General features: G+C 72.5%; 21 protein-coding genes. 10 read left to right on the forward strand and 11 right to left on the reverse strand.

What is annotated here, in order from left to right:
• Positions 1 to 30: 30 nt before the first annotated feature.
• Positions 31 to 495: a MarR family winged helix-turn-helix transcriptional regulator gene (locus tag ABT288_RS06195; RefSeq protein WP_351603280.1), complete on the forward strand. Its 465-nt coding sequence runs from the start codon at positions 31 to 33 to the stop codon at positions 493 to 495.
• Between the two features lie 39 nt (positions 496 to 534).
• Here the strand turns inward: ABT288_RS06195 and ABT288_RS06200 are convergent, their stop codons facing one another.
• Positions 535 to 1,572, reverse strand: a complete 1,038-nt coding sequence (locus tag ABT288_RS06200) for a DUF3048 domain-containing protein (protein WP_351603282.1) — start codon at positions 1,570 to 1,572, stop codon at positions 535 to 537.
• A 209-nt stretch (positions 1,573 to 1,781) separates the two neighbouring features.
• Here ABT288_RS06200 and ABT288_RS06205 point away from each other — a divergent pair, with 209 nt between their 5' ends.
• Entirely contained in the window at positions 1,782 to 2,972 is a 1,191-nt protein-coding gene (locus ABT288_RS06205; RefSeq protein ID WP_351603284.1) for a zinc-dependent alcohol dehydrogenase, read from the forward strand.
• An 8-nt stretch (positions 2,973 to 2,980) separates the two neighbouring features.
• On the opposite strand, the gene ABT288_RS06210 is transcribed toward ABT288_RS06205, so the two are convergent.
• Complete coding sequence (locus ABT288_RS06210; protein ID WP_351603286.1) at positions 2,981 to 4,057, reverse strand: ATP-dependent DNA ligase; 1,077 nt, start codon at positions 4,055 to 4,057, stop codon at positions 2,981 to 2,983.
• A gap of 74 nt (positions 4,058 to 4,131) precedes the next feature.
• On the opposite strand from ABT288_RS06210, the gene ligD reads away from it, so the two are divergent.
• Positions 4,132 to 5,151, forward strand: coding sequence for a non-homologous end-joining DNA ligase (gene ligD / locus ABT288_RS06215; RefSeq protein WP_351603288.1), 1,020 nt, complete (start codon positions 4,132 to 4,134; stop codon positions 5,149 to 5,151).
• 48 nt (positions 5,152 to 5,199) lie between these two features.
• Here ligD and ABT288_RS06220 read toward each other — a convergent pair whose 3' ends face one another.
• A complete protein-coding gene (locus ABT288_RS06220) occupies positions 5,200 to 7,314 on the reverse strand; it encodes a HEAT repeat domain-containing protein (RefSeq protein ID WP_351603290.1) in 2,115 nt (704 codons plus the stop codon).
• A 95-nt stretch (positions 7,315 to 7,409) separates the two neighbouring features.
• Here ABT288_RS06220 and ABT288_RS06225 point away from each other — a divergent pair, with 95 nt between their 5' ends.
• Together ABT288_RS06225 and ABT288_RS06230 are read left to right on the forward strand one after the other, a co-directional pair.
• Positions 7,410 to 8,348 (forward strand): ornithine cyclodeaminase family protein, encoded by a 939-nt coding sequence (locus tag ABT288_RS06225; protein ID WP_351603292.1) that lies wholly within the window; start codon positions 7,410 to 7,412, stop codon positions 8,346 to 8,348.
• 247 nt (positions 8,349 to 8,595) lie between these two features.
• A complete protein-coding gene (locus tag ABT288_RS06230; RefSeq protein ID WP_351603294.1) occupies positions 8,596 to 9,708 on the forward strand; it encodes a LacI family DNA-binding transcriptional regulator in 1,113 nt (370 codons plus the stop codon).
• 41 nt (positions 9,709 to 9,749) lie between these two features.
• Here ABT288_RS06230 and ABT288_RS06235 read toward each other — a convergent pair whose 3' ends face one another.
• Complete coding sequence (locus ABT288_RS06235) at positions 9,750 to 10,541, reverse strand: VOC family protein (RefSeq protein WP_351603296.1); 792 nt, start codon at positions 10,539 to 10,541, stop codon at positions 9,750 to 9,752.
• A 269-nt stretch (positions 10,542 to 10,810) separates the two neighbouring features.
• Between ABT288_RS06235 and ABT288_RS06240 the strand changes: the two genes are divergently transcribed.
• Positions 10,811 to 11,056 carry a WhiB family transcriptional regulator gene (locus tag ABT288_RS06240; protein ID WP_055709873.1) on the forward strand — a complete coding sequence of 82 codons (246 nt, stop codon included), beginning with the start codon at positions 10,811 to 10,813 and terminating at the stop codon, positions 11,054 to 11,056.
• Between the two features lie 91 nt (positions 11,057 to 11,147).
• Here the strand turns inward: ABT288_RS06240 and ABT288_RS06245 are convergent, their stop codons facing one another.
• From ABT288_RS06245 to ABT288_RS06255, 3 genes are all read right to left on the reverse strand, one after another.
• Positions 11,148 to 12,122, reverse strand: a complete 975-nt coding sequence (locus ABT288_RS06245) for an acyl-ACP desaturase (RefSeq protein WP_351603299.1) — start codon at positions 12,120 to 12,122, stop codon at positions 11,148 to 11,150.
• Between the two features lie 193 nt (positions 12,123 to 12,315).
• Positions 12,316 to 13,092: a dimethylargininase gene (gene ddaH, locus ABT288_RS06250; RefSeq protein ID WP_351603301.1), complete on the reverse strand. Its 777-nt coding sequence runs from the start codon at positions 13,090 to 13,092 to the stop codon at positions 12,316 to 12,318.
• A gap of 131 nt (positions 13,093 to 13,223) precedes the next feature.
• Positions 13,224 to 14,849, reverse strand: coding sequence for an ABC-F family ATP-binding cassette domain-containing protein (locus ABT288_RS06255; protein ID WP_351603303.1), 1,626 nt, complete (start codon positions 14,847 to 14,849; stop codon positions 13,224 to 13,226).
• A 360-nt stretch (positions 14,850 to 15,209) separates the two neighbouring features.
• On the opposite strand from ABT288_RS06255, the gene ABT288_RS06260 reads away from it, so the two are divergent.
• A complete protein-coding gene (locus tag ABT288_RS06260) occupies positions 15,210 to 15,443 on the forward strand; it encodes a beta/alpha barrel domain-containing protein (RefSeq protein ID WP_351603305.1) in 234 nt (77 codons plus the stop codon).
• A gap of 59 nt (positions 15,444 to 15,502) precedes the next feature.
• On the opposite strand, the gene ssgD is transcribed toward ABT288_RS06260, so the two are convergent.
• Entirely contained in the window at positions 15,503 to 15,919 is a 417-nt protein-coding gene (gene ssgD, locus ABT288_RS06265; RefSeq protein ID WP_351603307.1) for a spore wall synthesis regulator SsgD, read from the reverse strand.
• 207 nt (positions 15,920 to 16,126) lie between these two features.
• Between ssgD and ABT288_RS06270 the strand changes: the two genes are divergently transcribed.
• Together ABT288_RS06270 and ABT288_RS06275 are read left to right on the forward strand one after the other, a co-directional pair.
• Positions 16,127 to 17,230 (forward strand): WD40/YVTN/BNR-like repeat-containing protein, encoded by a 1,104-nt coding sequence (locus tag ABT288_RS06270; protein WP_351603309.1) that lies wholly within the window; start codon positions 16,127 to 16,129, stop codon positions 17,228 to 17,230.
• Positions 17,231 to 17,289: 59 nt separating this feature from the next.
• The gene (locus ABT288_RS06275) at positions 17,290 to 17,628 is read left to right on the forward strand and encodes a plasmid stabilization protein (RefSeq protein ID WP_351603310.1); all 339 of its coding nucleotides are present in this window, start codon (positions 17,290 to 17,292) and stop codon (positions 17,626 to 17,628) included.
• A gap of 10 nt (positions 17,629 to 17,638) precedes the next feature.
• On the opposite strand, the gene ABT288_RS06280 is transcribed toward ABT288_RS06275, so the two are convergent.
• On the reverse strand, positions 17,639 to 17,935 hold the full coding sequence (locus tag ABT288_RS06280) for a YciI family protein (protein ID WP_351603312.1): 297 nt from the start codon (positions 17,933 to 17,935) through the stop codon (positions 17,639 to 17,641).
• 59 nt (positions 17,936 to 17,994) lie between these two features.
• Here ABT288_RS06280 and ABT288_RS06285 point away from each other — a divergent pair, with 59 nt between their 5' ends.
• Positions 17,995 to 18,735 (forward strand): endonuclease V, encoded by a 741-nt coding sequence (locus ABT288_RS06285; RefSeq protein ID WP_351603314.1) that lies wholly within the window; start codon positions 17,995 to 17,997, stop codon positions 18,733 to 18,735.
• On the opposite strand, the gene ABT288_RS06290 is transcribed toward ABT288_RS06285, so the two are convergent.
• Entirely contained in the window at positions 18,699 to 18,887 is a 189-nt protein-coding gene (locus tag ABT288_RS06290) for a hypothetical protein (protein WP_351603316.1), read from the reverse strand. The genes ABT288_RS06285 and ABT288_RS06290 overlap by 37 nt on opposite strands.
• A gap of 115 nt (positions 18,888 to 19,002) precedes the next feature.
• A partial coding sequence (locus tag ABT288_RS06295) for a saccharopine dehydrogenase family protein (protein WP_502972730.1) occupies positions 19,003 to 19,547 on the reverse strand: 545 nt, incomplete at its 5' end.

Consider the following 19,547-nt stretch of genomic DNA (forward strand, 5'->3'; position numbering starts at 1 on the left):
GTGCACCAACGAAATGATCAGGGAGCGCACATGGCCGCGGTGGACCTCACCACCCATCCCGGGCACCTGGCCCGGCGGCTGCAGCAGGCGCACTACCTGCTGTGGAACACGATGGTCTCCGAGGAGATCACCTCGCCGCAGTTCGCGGTCATGAACGCGCTCGTCGCCGAGCCGGGCCTCGACCAGCGGACCGTGGGGGAGCGGGTGGGCCTGGACCGCTCGACCATCGCCGAGGTCATCAGCCGGCTCGGCCGCCGGGAGTTGCTGACCAAGGTGCGCGACCCGGAGGACGGCCGGCGCTTCCTGCTCCGCCTGACCGACGAGGGCCGGCGCACCCACCGCAAGCTGACCGTGCGCACCGCCCGGATGAACCAGGTCTTCCTGGCGCCGCTGTCCGCCGAGGAGCAGACCGTGTTGTTCGACCTGATCCGCCGGGTCACGGACGCGGCGGAGGGCCTGCGCAACCCGGCCGAACCGCTGGCCGCGCGGGGCTGACCGGGCCGGTACGGGCGTCGACCCGGCCGGTACGGGCGTTCACGGCGCCGGTGCGAACACGACCCACACCTGGCCGTCGGCGAAGTCCATCCGGCCGCCGTCCGCCGCGGTGAACGTCGTACCGTCCGCCGCGCCCGGCCGTGACCAGGAGGCGTCGAAGGACCGGCCGTCGCGCAGCACCTGCGCCTTTCCCGAGCCGACCGTCTCGGTGTACGGCGTGTGGTTGCCGAGCCGGTCGTGATAACGGGAGGTCCGGATCTTCACGTACTGCACGACGACCGTCGCCGGTGCCACCTGCGCGCCGTCCGTCGTCACCGTCGGCGTGCCGTCCGTCGCGAGCAGCCAGCGGTGCCGCCCGGCGGACCAGGTGAAGGTGAAGCGGGCGGCCGGGTAGCGGACGGTGCGTGTGGCCGTGGGGGTGCCGCCGGACGGGGCCGGGCCGTAGCTGAAGCCGGTCGTCAGCGCGGCCTTGCCCGGGGCGGACGGCAGCAGCTTGGCGGGGCGCAGAAAGAGGTTGTGCGGGGCGGCCTTGGCGGTGCCCCGGTAGTAGGCGGCGGGGGCCTGGTCGGGGGACTCCGGCCGCAGCGGCGCCCTGTCGATCAGCGGGAGCAGCTTGTGCTGGGCGCCGGAGAAGGCCAGCGTCGGCCGGTGGAACTGGCCGAGCAGCTCCAGATCGGACTCGCGGGCGCTGCGCACCGGTCCGACGGCCTGCGGGAGCCTGGTCGCGTACAGCGCCATCAGCCGGCTCAGACCGCCCTCCACCTGCTCGGCGTACACCACGTCCGCCGCGTCGAGCCCGGTCTGGGGGCGGGCCGCGGGCACGTTGTCGATCTTCACGGCGAGTGGTGAACCGGCCGCCGTGTCCGAGGGCTTGGGTGTCGGTGCCGACGGTGCCGACGGTGCCGACGGTGCCGTGGGTGCCGGGGTGTGCTGCGGGGAGCGGTCGTCGTCCCGGCCGTGATGGGTGCAGCCGGCCGTGAGGGACGCGGTCAGTGAGACCGCCAGCGCGGCCGCCGTCACCGTCCCGCGTCGTCTGTGCGCCCTGGATCTCATGCCCACTGTGGCCACCCCGTTCATTTGTCCGATTGTGCGTTCATAGGGTCATCGCTGGCCATACCCGAACGCTTACGGTCATGCGCGGTGCGTGGGCCGTTCGGGCTCCGGAAACGACCCTGGCGGGGGGAGGAGGGTGGCAGGCCGGGCCCCAGCGAGGGATTCGGTGCTGGTGGGCGCGGGTACCCGGGCGCCACCGCGAATCGCCCACGCGACCGAGGGAGCGCGACCCCATGAAGGCAGTCACCTGGCAGGGCAGGCGGGACGTCCGGGTCGAGGACGTCCCCGACCCGCGGATCGAAGAGCCCACCGACGCCGTCATCCGCATCACGTCCACCGGACTGTGCGGCTCGGACCTGCATCTGTACGAGGTGCTCACCCCGTTCATGACACCGGGGGACATCCTCGGGCACGAGCCGATGGGCATCGTCGAGGAGGTCGGCCCCGGCGTGCCGGACCTCAAGGCCGGGGACCGGGTCGTGGTGCCGTTCCAGATCGCCTGCGGCAACTGCTGGATGTGCCTGACCGGGCTGCCGACCCAGTGCGAGACGACCCAGGTCACCGGCGAGGGAATGGGCGCCGCCCTGTTCGGCTACACCCGCCTGTACGGGGCCGTGCCCGGCGCCCAGGCCGAGTACCTGCGGGTGCCGCAGGCGCAGTTCGGGCCGATGAAGGTGCCCGAGGGCCCGCCGGACGACCGCTTCGTCTACCTCTCCGACGTGCTGCCCACCGCCTGGCAGGCCGTCGAGTACGCCGCCGTCCCGCCCGGCGGCACCCTCGCCGTCCTCGGCCTCGGCCCGATCGGCGACATGGCCTGCCGGATCGCCAGGGCACGGGGCGCGGAGCGCGTGTTCGGTATCGACCTGGTGCCGGAACGGCTGGCGCGCGCCGACCGGGACGGCGTCCAGACATACGACCTCAGGGCCTTCGACGACGAGAAGGCGCTGGTCAACGCCATCCGCGACGAGACCGGGGGCCGGGGGCCGGACGCCGTGATCGACGCCGTCGGCACCGAGGCCCACGGCAGCGCCGCCGCCAGGCTCGCGCAGACGGCCACCGGGCTGCTGCCCCGCAAACTCGGCGTGCCCCTCGCGGAACGCTTCAGCGTCGACCGGCTCGGCGCCCTCCACATGGCGATCGACCTGGTGCGGCGCGGCGGCACCCTCTCGCTGAGCGGCGTGTACGGCGGCATGGCCGACCCGATGCCGATGCTCACCCTGTTCGACAAGCAGATCCAGCTGCGCATGGGCCAGGCCAACGTCCGCCGCTGGGCCGACCGGATCATGCCGTATCTGACGGACGAGGACCCCCTCGGTGTCGACGACTTCGCCACCCACCGGCTCCCGCTCACCGAGGCACCGCACGCCTACGACATGTTCCAGCACAAGCAGGACGGCGCCATCAAGATCCTCATGAAGCCGTAGACCGGCCGTCAGTCCCGGTCCCTCTCGCCCAGGATCTCCGCCAGGTCGTAGCGCACCGGCTCCTCCAGCTGGGCGTAGGTGCAGCTCTCCGGTGTACGGTCCGGACGCCAACGGCGGAAGCGGGCGGTGTGCCGGAAGCGCTGCCCGTTCTCCATGTGGTCGTAGGCCACCTCGGCGACCCGCTCCGGCCGCAGCGGCACCCAGGACAGGTCCTTCTTGCCGGACCAGCGGCTCGGCGCGCCCGGCAGCCGGGCCGTCTCATGGGCGGCCTCGTCCGACCAGGCCGCCCACGGGTGCCCGGCGACGTCGTCCATGCGCAGCGGCTCCAGCTCCTCGACCAGTTCGGCCCGCTTCTTCATGGGGAAGGCGGCCGACACCCCCACGTGCTGGAGCCGCCCTCGGTCGTCGTGCAGACCCAGCAGCAGCGAGCCGACCACCGGGCCGCTCTTGTGGAACCGGTACCCGGCCACGACGACATCAGCCGTCCGCTCGTGCTTGATCTTGAACATGACCCGCTCGTCCTGCCGGTATCGCAGGTCGAGCGGCTTGGCGACGACTCCGTCGAGGCCGGCGCCCTCGTACTGCTCGAACCAGTGCCGCGCCACCTCCACGTCGGTCGTCGCGGGCGCCACGTGCACCGGCGGTGTGGCGTCGGCCAGCGCCCGTTCCAGCAGGGCCCGGCGGTCGGTCAGCGGGACGTCCAGCAGGGACTCGTCGTCCAGGGCGAGCAGATCGAAGGCCACGAAGGACGCCGGGGTCTTCTCCGCCAGCATCCGCACCCGGGAGTCGGCCGGATGGATGCGCTCGGTCAGCGCGTCGAAGTCGAGATGCCCCTCCCGCGCGATCACGATCTCCCCGTCCAGCACGCACCGCTCGGGCACCCGCTCCTTCAGCGCCGCCACCAGCTCGGGAAAATACCTGGTCAACGGCTTGCCGGTACGACTGCCCAACTCGACGTCCGCGCCGTCCCGGAACACGATCGAACGAAACCCGTCCCACTTCGCCTCGTAGTGCATCCCCGGCGGGATCTTCGCCACCGACTTGGCGAGCATGGGCTTCACAGGCGGCATGACGGGCAGATCCATGCAACCGATTCTGCTCGCACACCTCCCGCACCGCCCGGTATGCGCGCTGTACGGGGTGCGCCTACCGTGGCCGCATGGGTGCTGCGGTGGAACTGGAGGTGGACGGCCGGACCGTACGGCTGTCCAGCCCGGACAAGGTCTTCTTCCCGGAGCGGGGCTTCACCAAGCTGGACCTCGCGCAGTACTACGTCGCCGTCGGCCCCGGCATCCTGCGCGCGCTGCGCAACCGCCCCACCACCCTGGAACGCCACCCCGACGGCGTGGGCGGCGAGTGGTTCTTCCAGAAGCGGGCCCCGAAGGGCATGCCCGACTGGATCCCGACCGCCCACATCACCTTCCCGAGCGGCCGCAGCGCCGACGAGATGTGCCCCACGGAGCAGGCCGCCGTCGTCTGGGCCGCCCAGTACGGCACGCTCACCTTCCACCCGTGGCCGGTGCGCGCCACGGACGTCGACCGCCCCGACGAACTCCGCATCGACCTCGACCCGCAGCCCGGCACCGACTACGGCGACGCGGTCCGCGCCGCCCATGAACTGCGTGCGGTCCTGGACGAGTTCGGCGGACTGGGCGGCTGGCCCAAGACCTCCGGCGGCCGGGGCCTGCACGTCTTCGTCCCGATCGAACCGCGCTGGACCTTCACCCAGGTGCGCCGCGCCGCGATCGCCATCGGCCGGGAGATGGAACGCCGGATGCCCGAGCAGGTGACGATCAAGTGGTGGAAGGAGGAGCGGGGCAGCCGTATTTTCCTGGACTACAACCAGACGGCCCGCGACCGTACCATCGCCTCCGCATACTCCGTACGTCCAAGCCCGAACGCCACCGTCTCGGCACCCCTGCGCTGGGGGGAGGTCGGCGCGGCCCACCCCGCCGACTTCGACCTCGCCACCATGCCGGCCCGCTTCGCCGAACTCGGCGACGTACACGCCGACATGGACGACCACGCCTACTCCCTGGACGCGCTGCTCGAGCTGGCCCGCCGTGACGAACACGACCACGGCCTGGGCGATCTGCCGTACCCGCCGGAGTACCCGAAGATGCCCGGCGAACCCAAACGCGTCCAGCCGAGCCGGGCCCGGCGGGAGCAGACGTCCTGAGGACAGCCGGCGGACGACCGTGTCGGCCGGACCACGGCCGCCGCACGTTCAGCCCGACGACCGCTCGCCGCACGCGGCCAGGACGCGCCGGCAGTCGGCGAGCAGGGCCTCGTCCGAGGCGACGTCGTAGCGGATGTTCCCCCGGCGGGGGCGGTCGTTGGAGTGGCGGCGGGGAGAGGACAGTTCCGCGCGTATCAGCGGCAGGGCGGGGGCCGCCGCCGGACCCATCCCGGCCAGGCACGCGGCCATGTCGGGGCGCCGTGCCGGAGTGGTCCGCCACTGTTCGAGCAGGACGGGAAGTGCCTCCTCCGTTTCGCCGGTGACCTGCCACAGGGCGGCGGCGGCCTGGAACCCGGTGTGGCCTTCGGCGATCGCGGCGCGCAGGTCCGGTGCGAGTACGGCACCGGAGCGGCCGAGCGCACCGGCCAGCTCCAGCGCCGGCCGCCACCGCAGCCAGTGGTCCGACCGCAGGTTCTCCCGGATCACCGGCAGCACCGCCTCGGTGTCCCCGGTCAGCGACCACAGCGCCCGGGCGACGAGGACGCGGTCCTGGTCCCGCAGTGTGCCGTCCTCCCACATCCGCCGCACCACCGGCAGCGCCTCGGCCGCCGCGGGACCGCAATGGGCGAAGGCACCCAGCACGGCTGCCCGCGTGCGGCCGTACTCCGCGTGGTCCAGGAGCCGGGCGAGCAGGGGCAGCGACGGGGTGTGCCGCAGCACGCCCAGGGCGGCGGCGAGCCGGTCCGCGTCCTCGTCCTGGGAGCCGGGGTCCAGCGCGGCGAGCCGGTCGTGGAGCACCGGGGCCAGCGGGGCCGCCGCCTCCGGGCCCAGCGCCTCGATCCAGCGGACCAGTTGCTCGGGGATCGCCACCACCGTCAGCAGATGGCCGAGCGCGGGCACGATCCGGCTGTCGCCCTGAAGTGTCAGCAGCTCATAGGCCATGCCGAGGGCCATGCGCCGGAAGGGGGTGTCCTCTTCGAGGGGGCGGTCGTCCCAACTCTGGATGTACGCCACGACCTCCTCGGAGGCACACCGGGCGGCCGGCCCGAGGTGGCACAGCTCGGACAGCACGCTCTTCTGCAGACTCAGCTCGTCGTCGCGCAGCAACCGGGCCAACGCCATCACCGGTTCGTCGTCCGGCACCCGCCAGCCGCTCAGCAGCATTCCGGCCATCGTCACCGCATGGGAGCGCCGGTTGCGGTCGGGGCTGTCCAGCATGCCGACGAGGAGCGGGAGGCGGATGTCGATGCGGTCGCCCAGCTGAGTGTGCAACTCCTCCAGGAGCTCGTCGGCCTCCTCGAGGCCCAGGGCACGACGGTGCTCTTCCTTCAGCTCTCGCAGGTAGGAGATCATGGTGTCGGTGCGCGGGGCCGGGACCTTCGGGGGCTCCTCCGCCCGGGCCGCCTCCTGCGAGACGCGCATCACGTCCAGCGCCGTCCGGGCCGTGTCCTCCGGCAGTGCGCCGGGCGCGCACCGCGCCAGATGGGCGAGGGCCGTCATGCGCAGCCCCGGGTCCGTGGTCTCGGAGAGGACCGATCGCAGCAACTGCGCTGCGGCGGCCTCCAGCCGGCTCGGCTCCCGTACGGCTGCCGTCGCCAGGGCACCGACCACGGACCGTGCTGCCGACGGGTCGCTCTCGGCGGGCAGGCGGTCGCGCAGGGCGGCGAACGCCCGTACCGGGTCAGGGTGCAACCGGGCCAGCGCCGTGGACGCCGCCGCACGCACCCCGGGATCCGGATCGCCCAACAGGTCCAGGAAATCCCCGGCCCGGGCGCGGATCAGATCCCGGGCGACGAAGAAGTGCCGCTCCCAGTCCTCGTGCAGCTCCTCGTCGAACCCGGACCAGTACTCCGTGTCCTCCGGGTCTCCCGGGTCCTCGTCCGAGAAGGGATCGGCGATGCTGTGCAGCAGGCCGACGACGGCACCCCGACCGGCCACCGCACGGTTCGCCGCCAGTTCGAAGAGGAACGGCACGCACGCCACCGTGCTGTCGTACACCGTGCCCTGGTGGAGCACCGCGCCGTACATGCCGTCGAGGGCGATCTCACGGCGCTCCGAGTCGTCCGACGCCAGCCCCCACAGCAGATCCGGCACATCCGTCGCCGACTCCGTGTACGCATGTCCCAAAGACGCCCAGTCGACGTCCTCGATCCCCCTGAACACACTGTCCTCCCCCTGGTGCATGGCGCCCGTCCGCCACTGATCACAGCATGCACCACGGCACTGACAACGGCCCCGCGCCAGGGGATCATGCCGGGATGACCCGTGTCCTGACCCGAAGCGACCTCGAGGCCGTGCTGGAGCCCGCGGCCTGTCTCGCCGCCCTCCGCGAAGGCTTCCGCGCGGCCGGCACCGCCGCCGTACCCGGCCAACGGGTCCGTACCGACCTGCCGTTCCCCGGCACCGCCACCGCGCTCATTCCCGGCCTGCTGCCCGGCATCGAGGCGTACACCGTGAAGGTCAACGCCAAGTTCCCCGGAGCCCGGCCCGCCCTGCGCGGAGTGATCTGCCTGCACGGCGGCGCGGACGGCGAACTGCTCGCCCTGCTGGACTCGGCGACCGTCACGGCCTGGCGGACGGGCCTGGCCGCCGCCCTCGGCACCGCGCTCCTGGCCCCGGCCGGGTACGAGGTGCTCGGCGTGATCGGAGCCGGGGCGCAGGCCGAGTTGACGCTGCGCGGCCTGGCGAGCGAGCGCCCGCCCGGTCGACTCGTGGTGCACGACACCGACCCCGACCGTGCCGCCGCGTTCGCCGCCCGGTACGGCGGACGCGTGCTGGACTCGGCCGGCGCGGTGGCCGAAGCGGCGGACACCGTCCTGCTCGCGACCTGGTCCCGGGCCCCGCTGCTCGCCCTCGCGGACACTCGTGCCGGACAGCACTTCACGAGCCTGGGCACCGACGAGCCCGGCAAGCGGGAACTCGCCCCGGACCTGCTGGATGCCGCGCTCCTCGTCGTCGACGACAGGGAACTGGCCGCGCGCATGGGCGCGTTGGCGGCACCCGGGCTCGCCCGGACCACCGCAGACGCCACCCTCACGGACGTCCTGCGCGGCACACACCCCGGCCGCGCCTCGGCCCGGCAGCGCACGGTGTACGCCCCCGTCGGACTGCCCTGGCAGGATCTCGCCCTCACCTGGCTCGCCTGGCGGGAGGCGGAACGCCGGGGCGTGGGCACGAGGATCGACCTGCTGAAGTGAGCCACGGTGCCCGCGCCGGGCGACGCCCCGGGGTCACAAGCGGCCGAGAACCCACCGCTCGGTGCAGGCCCCGTCCTGGGCGTCGTCACATCCGGCCGTCGCACGGTGACCGTCGCCGGGCCCGCCGCTCCGGACGCAAGCCGTTCGTCCGGCTCGGGCCCGGCAAGGCCATGCCTCCGTCGCGGCACCGGCGGGGCCCGGACCGCGCGGTTATCCTGACCGGCAGCCGCCGATGAGGAGTCCCGCAGTGACCGAGGCAGTGTCGCGTCCCACGCTGGAGGCCGTGGCCGCGCGGGCCGGTGTGTCCCGGGCCACCGTGTCCCGGGTGGTCAACGGCGGCGACGGGGTGCGCGCACCCTTGGCCGAGCGGGTCCGGCAGGCCGTGGCAGAGCTGGGTTACGTACCCAACCAGGCTGCGCGCAGCCTCGTCACCAAGCGGCACGACGCCGTGGCGGTCGTCATCGCCGAGCCCGAGACCCGGGTCTTCGCCGACCCCTTCTTCGCGCTGCAGCTGCGCGGCATCAGCAAGGAACTGACCGCGCACGACAACCAGTTGGTGCTGCTGCTCACCGAGGGCCGTGACGATCACGCGCGCGTGGCCCGGTACCTCTCCGGAGGCCATGTCGACGGTGCGCTCGTCTTCTCCCTGCACCTCGACGACCCGCTGCCCGGCCTCATCCAGGACGCCGGCGTGCCCACCGTGTTCGGCGGGCGGCCCGGCTGGGACGACGGAGCCCGCGCGGCCGGCCCCGCTCGTCCTGTGCCGAAAGCCCCGGGCGTGGTCTACGTCGACTGCGACAACCGGGGCGGGGCACGCGCCGCCGTACGGCATCTCGTGGGCCTCGGCCGCAGACGCATCGCGCATCTCACCGGCGTCCTGGACCAGACGTCGGCGGTGGACCGGCTCGACGGCTACCGGGACGTCATGGGCGAGGTGCCGGGCGGGAACGATCCCCGGCTGGTGGTGGAGAGCGACTTCACCCCGGCCGGCGGCGAACGCGCCATGCGCGAACTCCTTGGCCGCTGCCCGGACGTGGACGCCGTGTTCGCTGCCAACGACCTGACCGCCCTCGGTGCCCTGCGCGTGCTGCGCGCGAGCGGCCGGCGGGTGCCGGAGGACGTGGCCGTCATCGGCTTCGACGACATGCTGCCCGTCGCCGAGGAGGCCGACCCACCGCTGACGACGGTCCGTCAGGACATCGAGGGAATGGGCCGCCTGATGGCCCGCCTGCTGCTGCGCGGACTCTCCGACGGCCGCGACCGGACGGACGACCGAGACCGGGCCGGAACCACGGTGGACGGGCCGCACGCTGGCGGCGTGATCCTCCCGACCACGCTGATACGACGGGCGTCCGCCTAGCCGCCGCGCGAGGCGGCCCCGGCCCGGTCGGCCGACCGGAATCACTCCTGAGGCGACTCGCTCTTGATCACCGCGAAGCGGGCGCCGTACGGGTCGGTGAGCCTGGCCATGCGGCCGACGCCCTCCATGGTCGTCGCCGGCACGCGCACCTCTCCGCCGAGCTGCTGCGCCTTCTCGACCACCGCGTCGGTGTCCTCGACCTCGAAGTACGGCAGCCAGTACGGGCTGCCCGGGGCCTCGGCCGGGTCGTCGGCCAGGGGCACGATCCCGCCGAACATCGCGTCCTCCCCGCCGTCGGCCGGATTGACGCACGTGTACGTCCCGCCGGGGAAGGGCACGGCGGAGGTCTCGAGGCCCAGCACCTGGTGGTAGAAGGCGGCGGCCGCCGCGATGTCCGGGGTGTACAGCTCGACCCAGCACAGCGAGCCCGGCTCGCTCGCCATGTCGACGCCCTTGGTCCGGCCCGGCTGCCAGATCCCGAAGGGCACGTGCGCCTGGTCGGCGAGGACCGCCATGTGTCCCTCGCCCATGACGTCCATCGGCTGGAACAGCACGCTGCCGTGGTGCTGTTCGGCCGCCTTGGCGGTGGCCTGTGCGTCCGCGCTCTGGAAGTACACCGTCCAGGCCGGCGGGCCCTGATCGGGGCCGGACTGCATGCCGCCCGCGACGGTCCTGCCGCTCAGCTGGAAGAAGCCGTAGCCTCCCGCGTCCGGCCCCGCCGACTGGAACTGCCAGCCGAAGAGACCGCCGTAGAAGGACACGGCGCCGTCGATGTCGGGGGTGCTGATGTCGAGCCAGTTCGGGGCGCCGTCGACGAAACGGGTGGTGAGCATCTTCGCCCTCCTCGAAAGGGGTCCCGTCCTCTGCACTGCAGAGTCTGGCACCCCTCACTGACAATCGCCGCCGGAGCGCCGCGACGCGCCGGGCGGATCCGCGCTCACCCCGGGTGGTGGCGCGCGCTCTGCGGGTTTTCGCCGCGCCCCGCGCGCCGCCGTGCGCCGGTACGGTCCGGGAGAGCATCATCAGGGTGGCCGGAGGCCCTGCCGGAGGCGTTGACCCGGCGTTGATCGAACGTTTTTCGCCGCGCGGCACGATCCTGGTCATGCCCTTCGAAACAATCACTCCGGCCGACGACACCTGGCAGGCGCAGGCCCTGTGCGCGCAGACCGGGCCGGACTTCTTCTTCCCCGAGCCCGGCAGCTCGGTACGCGAGGCGAAGCGCATCTGCGCCATGTGCGAGCTGCGCCCGGCCTGTCTGGACTACGCGCTGGCCAACGACGAGCGCTTCGGTGTCTGGGGCGGACTGTCCGAGAAAGAGCGCCTCGCCCTGCGCCGCACGTCCCACTGACGCCGTCCGCCGACGCCCGCCTGGTGCGCCGTCCTCCCGGGCGGCGCCGGCGAGCGTCGGGCACCAGTGCGCGGTCAGTGACCGGCGTGCGTCAGACTGCGGCCCGTGCCGCCATCCGGGCCTTGCGGGCGGCCAGCTTCTCGTCGAACTTGGCGGCCTCCGCGTCCAGGCCGCCCATGAACAGGCCGAGTTCCTCCTGCGCCCTGCGTCCCTCCGGGCCGAGGCCGTCGATGTCCAGGACCTTCAGGAAGCGCAGTACGGGCTGCAGCACGTCGTCGTGGTGGATGCGCAGGTTGTAGACCTCGCCGATGGCCATCTGCGCGGCGGCCCGCTCGAAGCCGGGCATGCCGTGGCCGGGCATGCGGAAGTTCACCACGACGTCCCGGACCGCCTGCATGGTCAGGTCGGGGGCCAGCTCGAAGGCGGCCTTCAGCAGGTTGCGGTAGAAGACCATGTGCAGGTTCTCGTCGGTCGCGATGCGGGACAGCATGCGGTCGCAGACCGGGTCGCCCGACTGGTGGCCGGTGTTGCGGTGCGAGATCCGGGTGGCCAGCTCCTGGAAGGCGACGTAGGCGATCGAGTGCAGCATCGAGTGCCGGTTGTCGGACTCGAAGCCCTCGCTCATGTGCGCCATGCGGAACTGTTCCAGCTTGTCGGGGTCCACCGCGCGCGAGGCGAGCAGATAGTCGCGCATCACGATGCCGTGCCGCCCCTCCTCGGCCGTCCAGCGGTGCACCCAGGTGCCCCAGGCGCCGTCGCGGCCGAAGAGCGTGGCGATCTCGTGGTGGTAGCTCGGCAGGTTGTCCTCGGTGAGCAGGTTGACCACGAGGGCGATACGGCCGATCTCGGTCACCTTGGACTGCTCCTTGTCCCAGGCCTCCCCGTCCTCGAACAGGCCGGGGAAGTTGCGGGCGTCGCTCCACGGCACGTACTCGTGCGGCATCCAGTCCTTGGCGACCTTCAGATGCCGGTTCAGTTCCTGCTCGACCACTTCCTCCAGCGCGAACAGCAGCCGCGCGTCGGTCCATGCGGACGGGCTGCCGAGGTGAGGGGAGGTGATCGTCACGAGAACTCCAGGGGACGCCGAACAACGGGGGAGACGAACGGGGCGGTCCGGCGAGCGGTGCCGGAAACCTACGAGATCGTAGGCTACGAAGCCGTAGGTTACGAAGCCGTAGGTTAAGGCCGCTGTAAAGATCGCTGATCAGTAGGGCCGGACTGACCCTCCCGCCGTGTTGGGCATGTTCCGGGCGCGGCGGTCAGACGTACAGCTCCCGGAGCCGTACCGAGAGGCACGTCACACAGCCCTCGAGCTTCTCGAACTCGCTGATGTCCACCGTGACCACCTCGTGGCCGAGATCGGTCAGCAGCTCCGCGGTCTTCGGCGCGCTCGCCGCCATCAGCAGCTTGTGCCCGCCGAGCAGCACCACGTGCGAGCCGGACTCCTCCGGTACCGACAGGAAGCCGGGGAACAGCGACGGCCGGTCGACCTTCGGTATGTGCCCGATCACCGTGCCGTCGGGCAGCGCGGTCACCGCGGACTTCAGGTGCAGCACCTTGCTCACGGGAACGGCCACCACCCGCGCGCCCAGCGGCTCGAACGCGGCCCGCACCTGTTGCACACCGGCCGCGTTGGTGCGCCCGCCGCGGCCGACGTACACCGTGTCGCCGACCTTCAGGACGTCGCCGCCGTCCAGCGTGCCCGGCTCCCAGATCCAGTTCACCGAGCAGCCCAGGCGGGCCACCGCCTCCTCCACACCGACGGTCTCCGCGCGCCGGGACTCCGCGCCGGGCCGGGTGATCAACGCCACGTTCTTGTACATGACGACGGTGTCCTCGACGAACACCGAGTCCGGGCAGTCGTCCTCCGGGTCGACCTCGATCGTCTCCCAGCCGTGCGTGCCCAGGGCCTCGACGTAGGCCTCCCACTGCTCGACGGCGAGCCCGACATCGACCTTCTCCCGCTCGACGTGCGTCACCAGGCCTTCGGCGAGGCGGGGGCTGGGGCGGCGGACGAGGGCCTTCTTGCTGGGCACGAGGGACCTTTCGAATCGATGGTGCGGTTGTCCGGTGCCCGTGAGAGGGCACCGGTCCGCCATCATGCAGGGCGCTCCGGCCTGCACAAAACCCTCGGTGTCAGGCTGTGGCCCTCCTGAGACGTCGGGTCCTAGGCCGAGGCGCCGATGTCCTCCGGCGCGATCTCCCTCAACTCTCCCTCCTCCATCAGCAGCCAGCGGGTGATGCCGATCGACTCGAGGAACGGCAGGTCGTGGCTGGCCACGAGCAGTGCGCCCTCGTACGACTCCAGAGCCGAGGTCAGCTGCCGCACGCTCGCCATGTCGAGGTTGTTGGTCGGCTCGTCGAGCAGCAGCAGCTGGGGTGCCGGCTCGGCGAGCATCAGCGCGGCCAGGGCCGCCCGGAACCGCTCGCCGCCCGACAGGGTGGCCGCCTTCTGGTCGGCCCGCGCGCCCCGGAACAGGAAGCGGGCGAGCCGCGCCCGGATCCGGTTGTTCGTGGTGTCCGGCGCGAACCGGGCCACGTTCTCGGCGACCGTCAGCGCGTCGTCCAGCACGTCCAGCCGCTGGGGCAGGAAACGCAGCGGGACATGCGCCCGCGCCTCGCCGGCCATCGGTGCCAGCTCCCCTGCGACGGTCCGCAGCAGCGTCGTCTTGCCGGAGCCGTTGCGGCCGACCAGCGCGATGCGCTCCGGGCCGCGCAGATCGAGGACGCCTTCCACGCGCGCGTGGAATGCCGATGCCAGGGTGACCCCGGTTAGCACAGGCCCTCCGGGCGGTACGGCGGTGTACGGCAGGTCGACGCGGATCTCGTCGTCGTCCCGTACCGCCTCCACCGCCTCGTCCAGGCGCTCCCGGGCCTCGGCGAGCCGCTCCTCGTGCATGATGCGGTGCTTGCCCGCCGACTCCTGGGCGGCGCGTTTGCGGGCACCCATGACGATCTTCGGCTCGCGCTTGGAGTCCCACATCTTCTGCCCGTACCGCTTGCGCCGGGCCAGTTTCACGTGGGCGTCGGCCAGTTCGCGCTTCTGCTTGCGCACGTCGGCCTCGGCGACGCGCACCATCCGCTCCGCCGCCTCCTGTTCGACGGCCAGAGCCTCTTCGTATGCCGAGAAGTTGCCGCCGTACCAGGTGACCTCCCCGGAGCGCAGTTCCGCGATCTGGTCGACCAGGTCGAGCAGTTCCCGGTCGTGGCTGACCACGACCAGTACGCCCGGCCATGCGGAGACGGCCTGGTACAGCCGTCGGCGCGCATACAGGTCGAGGTTGTTGGTGGGCTCGTCCAGCAGCAGCACGTCGGGGCGGCGCAGCAGCAGCGCGGCCAGCCGCAACAGCACCGACTCGCCACCGGAGACCTCGCCGACCGTGCGGTCCAGGCCGATGTGGCCGAGACCGAGTTCGCCGAGCGTGACGAGGGCGCGTTCCTCGACGTCCCAGTCGTCGCCGAGCGTCTCGAAGTGCTCCTCGGCGACGTCGCCCGCCTCGATGGCGTGCAGCGCGGCCCGCCGTTCGGCGATGCCGAGGGCCTGGTCGACGCGGAGCGTGGTGTCGAGGGTGACGTTCTGCGGGAGGTGACCGACCTCGCCGGACACCTTGACGGTGCCGTCGGCCGGGGTGAGTTCACCGGCGAGCAGCTTCAACAGGGTTGTCTTCCCCGATCCGTTCACGCCTACGAGACCGGTCCGGCCGGGCCCGAAGGCGATGTCGAGGCCTTCGAAGACGGCGGTGCCGTCGGCCCAGGTGAAGGACAGGGACGTACAGGTGAGGGAAGATGACATGAGGGCCTCGCGAGGGATTCGGTGCGATCGGTGGGCGCATGTCGAGACACCGCGAGGCGGGAACCGAATGGTCGTGGGGCACGAAGAGGCCACGAAAAAGGGCCTGTGCCCGAGGACGGCTCGGACGCCGAGGTCGTACGCCGCGCACACACCTCAACCGGTGCGACGCGATGCCTCAGGACCTCAGACGAGCAACGTCCTTCTCCAATCGACGGCAACAGGACCGATGTACACGGTAGGAGGGGGCCTGAGGGCTGTCAACGCAATTACGGACGGCCCCGGCCTGGCACAACGAGGACGCCCGGCACGAGGTGGGCGTGCCGTTGTTCGTCAACGCGCGGATCGACACGTTCCTGCGCGGTGCCGGGGAAGTGCCGTGCCACCCTGTTCGTCCCCGGGGCCGTCGACCCGGGGACGGTGAAGGAGCTGGTCGCGGGCGTCGAGCAGGCCGCCCTCGATGTCGCCGGGGTCGGCGCGGGCTCCGGACTCGCCCAGGCCGCCCACGCCCCGGTCCGCCGCGCCGCCCGGGAGCTGTTGGAGGCGCTGGGGGCGGGGACGTACGGGGGCCCTGGCGGGAGGGTACGACCACGGTGATGAACACCCTGCTCACGCTTCACGCGCGCGTGGCGGTCGGCCTCACGCGCGCGGAGCGCTCAGCAGGCGTCCCGCATCAGTTCGGCCAGGTCGTGGTCCAGGTCGAGCTGGAGGTGCTCGAGGCCGACGGGCACGAGCGCGTTGGTCGCCTCCAGGAAGCGACGGATCTCGCCCGAGCGGACGTGCACGATCGCGGTGCCCTCGGGGGCGTGGAACTCCAGCACGGTGCGGTCGTAGCCGTACGGCCGCACCCGGACGTCCCCGTGCCCCTCGGGCTGCTGCAGCCCGGCCGTGAGCAGCTCGCGGGAGAAGGTCCAGCACACCTCGACCCCTTCGAGGGTGGCCGGGGCCGGGAAGGTCATGACGACGGCGAACGGATCGCCTCGGTCGTAGCGCAGCGTGGCGGGAATGCTCGGCATGCGCGGTGCGGCGGCGACGAGACGGGCCTCTACGGGCTGCTCGATGACGGTGGACAACGCCTTGCTCCCTCGTGACGGCTGGACTGCGCCCGGGTGTGCACCCGGCACCGGAAGAGACGACGGATCCGGCCGATCCGTGCACAGGAATCACGAGTGACCTCGGTCACCGCGTTCATGCACGGCGCGGGCCCGTTCGTTTCCGCCTGCGGCGAAGGGCAGTTGGCCTCTGGACGGCGCCGGACCGGTGGGCTAGCTTCGCCCGCCATGAGGCGCTTGGGGAGCACGCGACGCAGAGGACGTACGAGCAGGCTGGTGGCGGCGGGGGTGGCGTGCGGGGCGGCGTTGGCCGCGCTGACCGTGCCCGCCGCCGAGGCAGGGCCCCTCGGGCAGGGGAGTCTCCACTGGGCGCCGAAGGATCCGGGCACCCCGCAGGTCCGCTTCCGGGGCCTCGCGGCCGTCGACCGGCGCACCGCCTGGCTGGCCGGTACCGGCGGCACGGTGCTGCGCACCACCGACGGCGGAGCGAACTGGCGGAACGTCTCTCCGCCGGGCGCGGCCGATCTGCAGTTCCGGGACGTCGAGGCGTTCGACGCGCGGCGCGCCGTGGTGCTGGCCATCGGCGAGGGCGAGGCGTCACGCGTGTACCGCACCGAGGACGGCGGGGCGACCTGGACGGAGTCCTTCCGCAACACCGACCCGAAGGCGTTCTACGACTGCCTGGCCTTCTTCGACCGCCGGCACGGCCTCGCGATGAGCGACCCCGTCGACGGAAGGTTCCGCATCCTGTCCACGAGCGACGGAGGCCGCTCCTGGCGGGTGCTGCCCTCCGCGGGCATGCCGCCCGCCCTGGACGGTGAGGCGGGCTTCGCCGCGAGCGGTCAGTGCCTGGTCACCTCGGGCCCGAAGGACGTCTGGCTGGCCACCGGCGGTGGCGCCCACGCGCGCGTGCTGCACTCCGCCGACCGCGGGCTGACCTGGACGGCCGCCGAGACGCCGGTGCCGGCCGGAGACCCCGCCAAGGGCGTCTTCGCGCTGGCCTTCCGCGACCGCGGCCACGGTCTCGCCGTCGGCGGCGACTACCGCCCCGACCAGGCCTCGCCACAGGCCGCCGCGGTCACCGCCGACGGCGGCCGCACCTGGACCCCGGCCGCCACGCCCCCGCCCGCCTACCGCTCCGGGGCCGCCTGGCTGCCGCACAGCCGCACCGCCGCACTCGCCGTCGGCCCCACCGGGACCGACCTCACCACCGACGCGGGCCGCACCTGGCGCACGATCGACACCGGCTCCTACGACACCGTGGACTGCACGCCCGACCTCAGCTGCTGGGCGGCCGGTGAGCAGGGGAGGGTCGCGCGGCTGGAACGCTGAAATGGGCGGCCGGAACCGGGTACTCGGGTCGCACGGGAACCGCGACGAAGGGAGCCATCATGCCCGCCGGTTCCAGCTCCAAGCGCGAACGTCAGTACGAGCACATCAAGAAGAGCGCGCAGGACCGGGGCGAGAGCACCGGGCGCGCCAAGGAGATCGCCGCGCGGACCGTGAACAAGGAACGCGCCCGCTCCGGCGAGTCCAGGACTGCGAGCCGCAGCTCGACGCAGGACATGTCGTCCAGCAGGCGTGGCGGTCAGCGGTCGGGCAACCGGGTCGGCTCCCAGGGCCCGACCCGCGACCAGCTGTACAACGAGGCGAAGCAGCGTGGCATCGAGGGCCGTTCGCACATGAACAAGGACCAGCTGCAGCGCGCGCTGAACGCCAAGAAGGGATGACCGGCGGCGGTCAGCCCAGTGTCTGCCGGTGGCGGGCCAGTTCCGGGGCCGTCTTGGTGGCGATGAACTCCGTGATGCGATACGTGCACACGCCACCGACGGCGAACGGGTCGCCCGCCACGAGCTCCTCGATGCGGGCGCGGTCCTCGGCGACGGCGAGGATCACCCCGCCGTCGCGGGGGTCCTTGCGCCCGGAGGCCAGGAAGAAGCCCTTCTCGTACTGCTCCTCGAGCCACGCCACATGGTCCGGCAGCAGCGCGTCCACGGCGTCGAGAGGTGCGGTGTAGGTCAGCTCCAGTACGAACATGATCGCGAGCGTACCCCCGGCTCCGGCAACGGGCCCCGGGACCGTACAGTTCAGGTCACATGACGACCGTTGGCGTACCCGCGGGCTGGCCCGCGACCGAGGAAGAGGCCCGCGCGGTGCAGGACGAGCTGCGCGGGCGGGTGGTGCTCGACCAGCGCGGACCCGAGCCCGGCACGGGCCGGGTCACCGGGGTCGACGTCGCCTACGACGACGAGCTCGACCTCGTCGCCGCGGCGGCCGTCGTGCTGGATGCCGTCACCCTGGACGTGGTGGCCGAGGCGACGGCCGTCGGCCGGGTCTCCTTCCCGTATGTGCCCGGCCTCCTCGCCTTCCGCGAGATCCCGACCGTCCGGGCCGCCCTCGACCGGCTGCCGTGCCCGCCCGGCCTGGTCGTGTGCGACGGCTACGGCCTGGCCCATCCGCGGCGCTTCGGCCTCGCGAGTCACCTCGGCGTGCTCACCGGCCTGCCGGTCATCGGCGTCGCCAAGAACCCGTTCACCTTCACGTACGACGATCCGGACCCGGCGCGGGGCGCTGTGGCTCCGCTGCTCGCCGGGGACGAGGAGGTCGGGCGCGCGCTGCGCACCCGAGAGGGCGTCAAACCGGTCTTCGTCTCCGTCGGCCACCGGGTGAGCCTGGACAACGCCGTGGCCCACACGCTGGCCCTGACCCCGCGCTACCGGCTGCCGGAGACCACGCGCCGGGCGGACGCCCTGTGCCGCCGTGCGCTGCGGGAGGCGGCGCAGAGCGCCGGAGGCGACGCTCAGGAGGCGACGACGCGCCAGGCGCCCACCTCCTGATACGCCGAGTCGTAGACGGCAGAGCCGTCTCCGGGTTCGAGGGCGTAGTGGTGGAGGTTCCCGCCCCAGTAGCGCAGGATGCGCCCCAGCTCACCGGCGCGGTCCCGCGCCGGCGCGGCCTCGTCCACGGTCACTTCGAGCACGAACTTCATGTCTCTCCCGCCTCCTTCGGCCCTGCGGCCCATGCCTCCATCGTTTCATTGAACCGTCCTGTGAGACTTTCGCGGCGACGGCCGCAGGAGGCCGGGGAAGTCGGCTGCAAAAGTCTCAAACGGGGGAGGAGGCGCCCGGACCGGTGGCCGCGACCCGGAAGGTGATCCCGGCGGCGCGCAGCCGCTCGGTCAGGGCGTGACCCATCGCCTGCGCCGTGGTGACCTGCCCGGCCGTCGGCGGGAGGTCGTCGAAGGCCAGGCTGAGGGCCGCCTCGGCGAACATCTTCGCCGTCTCGTCGTAGCCGGGGTCGCCGCCCGAGACCTCCGTGAACACGCGCCGCCCGCCGCCCTCGCCGACGAAGCGCACCGCGAACCGGCTCCGCGCCCGCCGCTCCGCGCTCGGACCGTCCCCCGGCTGCAGCCGGCCCGACAACCAGCGCCGCGCGGGCGGCAGTTGGGCGGCGGCCAGCGCCGCGCCGACGGCGGCGACCCCGCCGAGGGCGACCGGCAGGTGCCGCACCGCCGCGTAGTGCCGGTAGCGGAAGTCGGGGCCGTACCGGTCGAGCGCCTTCGCCGAGCGGCGCACGATCTGCGGGTCGACGGTCGGCAGCGGCAGTGCCCACGCGCCGACCTCCTTGGCGAACCGGGGCGCGCCCGTCG

It is taken from the genome of Streptomyces sp. NPDC001093 (assembly GCF_040298985.1).
Lineage (GTDB): Bacteria > Actinomycetota > Actinomycetes > Streptomycetales > Streptomycetaceae > Streptomyces.

Excerpts from the sequence above, each read along its gene's own strand:
- ABT288_RS06195 (WP_351603280.1), top strand. The coding sequence starts at position 31 with ATGGCCGCGGTGGACCTCACCACCCATCCCGGGCACCTGGCCCGGCGG.
- ABT288_RS06200 (WP_351603282.1), bottom strand. The coding sequence starts at position 1,572 with ATGAACGGGGTGGCCACAGTGGGCATGAGATCCAGGGCGCACAGACGA.
- ABT288_RS06205 (WP_351603284.1), top strand. The coding sequence starts at position 1,782 with ATGAAGGCAGTCACCTGGCAGGGCAGGCGGGACGTCCGGGTCGAGGAC.
- ABT288_RS06210 (WP_351603286.1), bottom strand. The coding sequence starts at position 4,057 with ATGGATCTGCCCGTCATGCCGCCTGTGAAGCCCATGCTCGCCAAGTCG.
- ligD (WP_351603288.1), top strand. The coding sequence starts at position 4,132 with ATGGGTGCTGCGGTGGAACTGGAGGTGGACGGCCGGACCGTACGGCTG.
- ABT288_RS06225 (WP_351603292.1), top strand. The coding sequence starts at position 7,410 with ATGACCCGTGTCCTGACCCGAAGCGACCTCGAGGCCGTGCTGGAGCCC.
- ABT288_RS06235 (WP_351603296.1), bottom strand. The coding sequence starts at position 10,541 with ATGCTCACCACCCGTTTCGTCGACGGCGCCCCGAACTGGCTCGACATC.
- ABT288_RS06240 (WP_055709873.1), top strand. The coding sequence starts at position 10,811 with ATGCCCTTCGAAACAATCACTCCGGCCGACGACACCTGGCAGGCGCAG.
- ABT288_RS06255 (WP_351603303.1), bottom strand. The coding sequence starts at position 14,849 with ATGTCATCTTCCCTCACCTGTACGTCCCTGTCCTTCACCTGGGCCGAC.
- ABT288_RS06270 (WP_351603309.1), top strand. The coding sequence starts at position 16,127 with ATGAGGCGCTTGGGGAGCACGCGACGCAGAGGACGTACGAGCAGGCTG.
- ABT288_RS06275 (WP_351603310.1), top strand. The coding sequence starts at position 17,290 with ATGCCCGCCGGTTCCAGCTCCAAGCGCGAACGTCAGTACGAGCACATC.
- ABT288_RS06280 (WP_351603312.1), bottom strand. The coding sequence starts at position 17,935 with ATGTTCGTACTGGAGCTGACCTACACCGCACCTCTCGACGCCGTGGAC.
- ABT288_RS06285 (WP_351603314.1), top strand. The coding sequence starts at position 17,995 with ATGACGACCGTTGGCGTACCCGCGGGCTGGCCCGCGACCGAGGAAGAG.
- ABT288_RS06290 (WP_351603316.1), bottom strand. The coding sequence starts at position 18,887 with ATGAAGTTCGTGCTCGAAGTGACCGTGGACGAGGCCGCGCCGGCGCGG.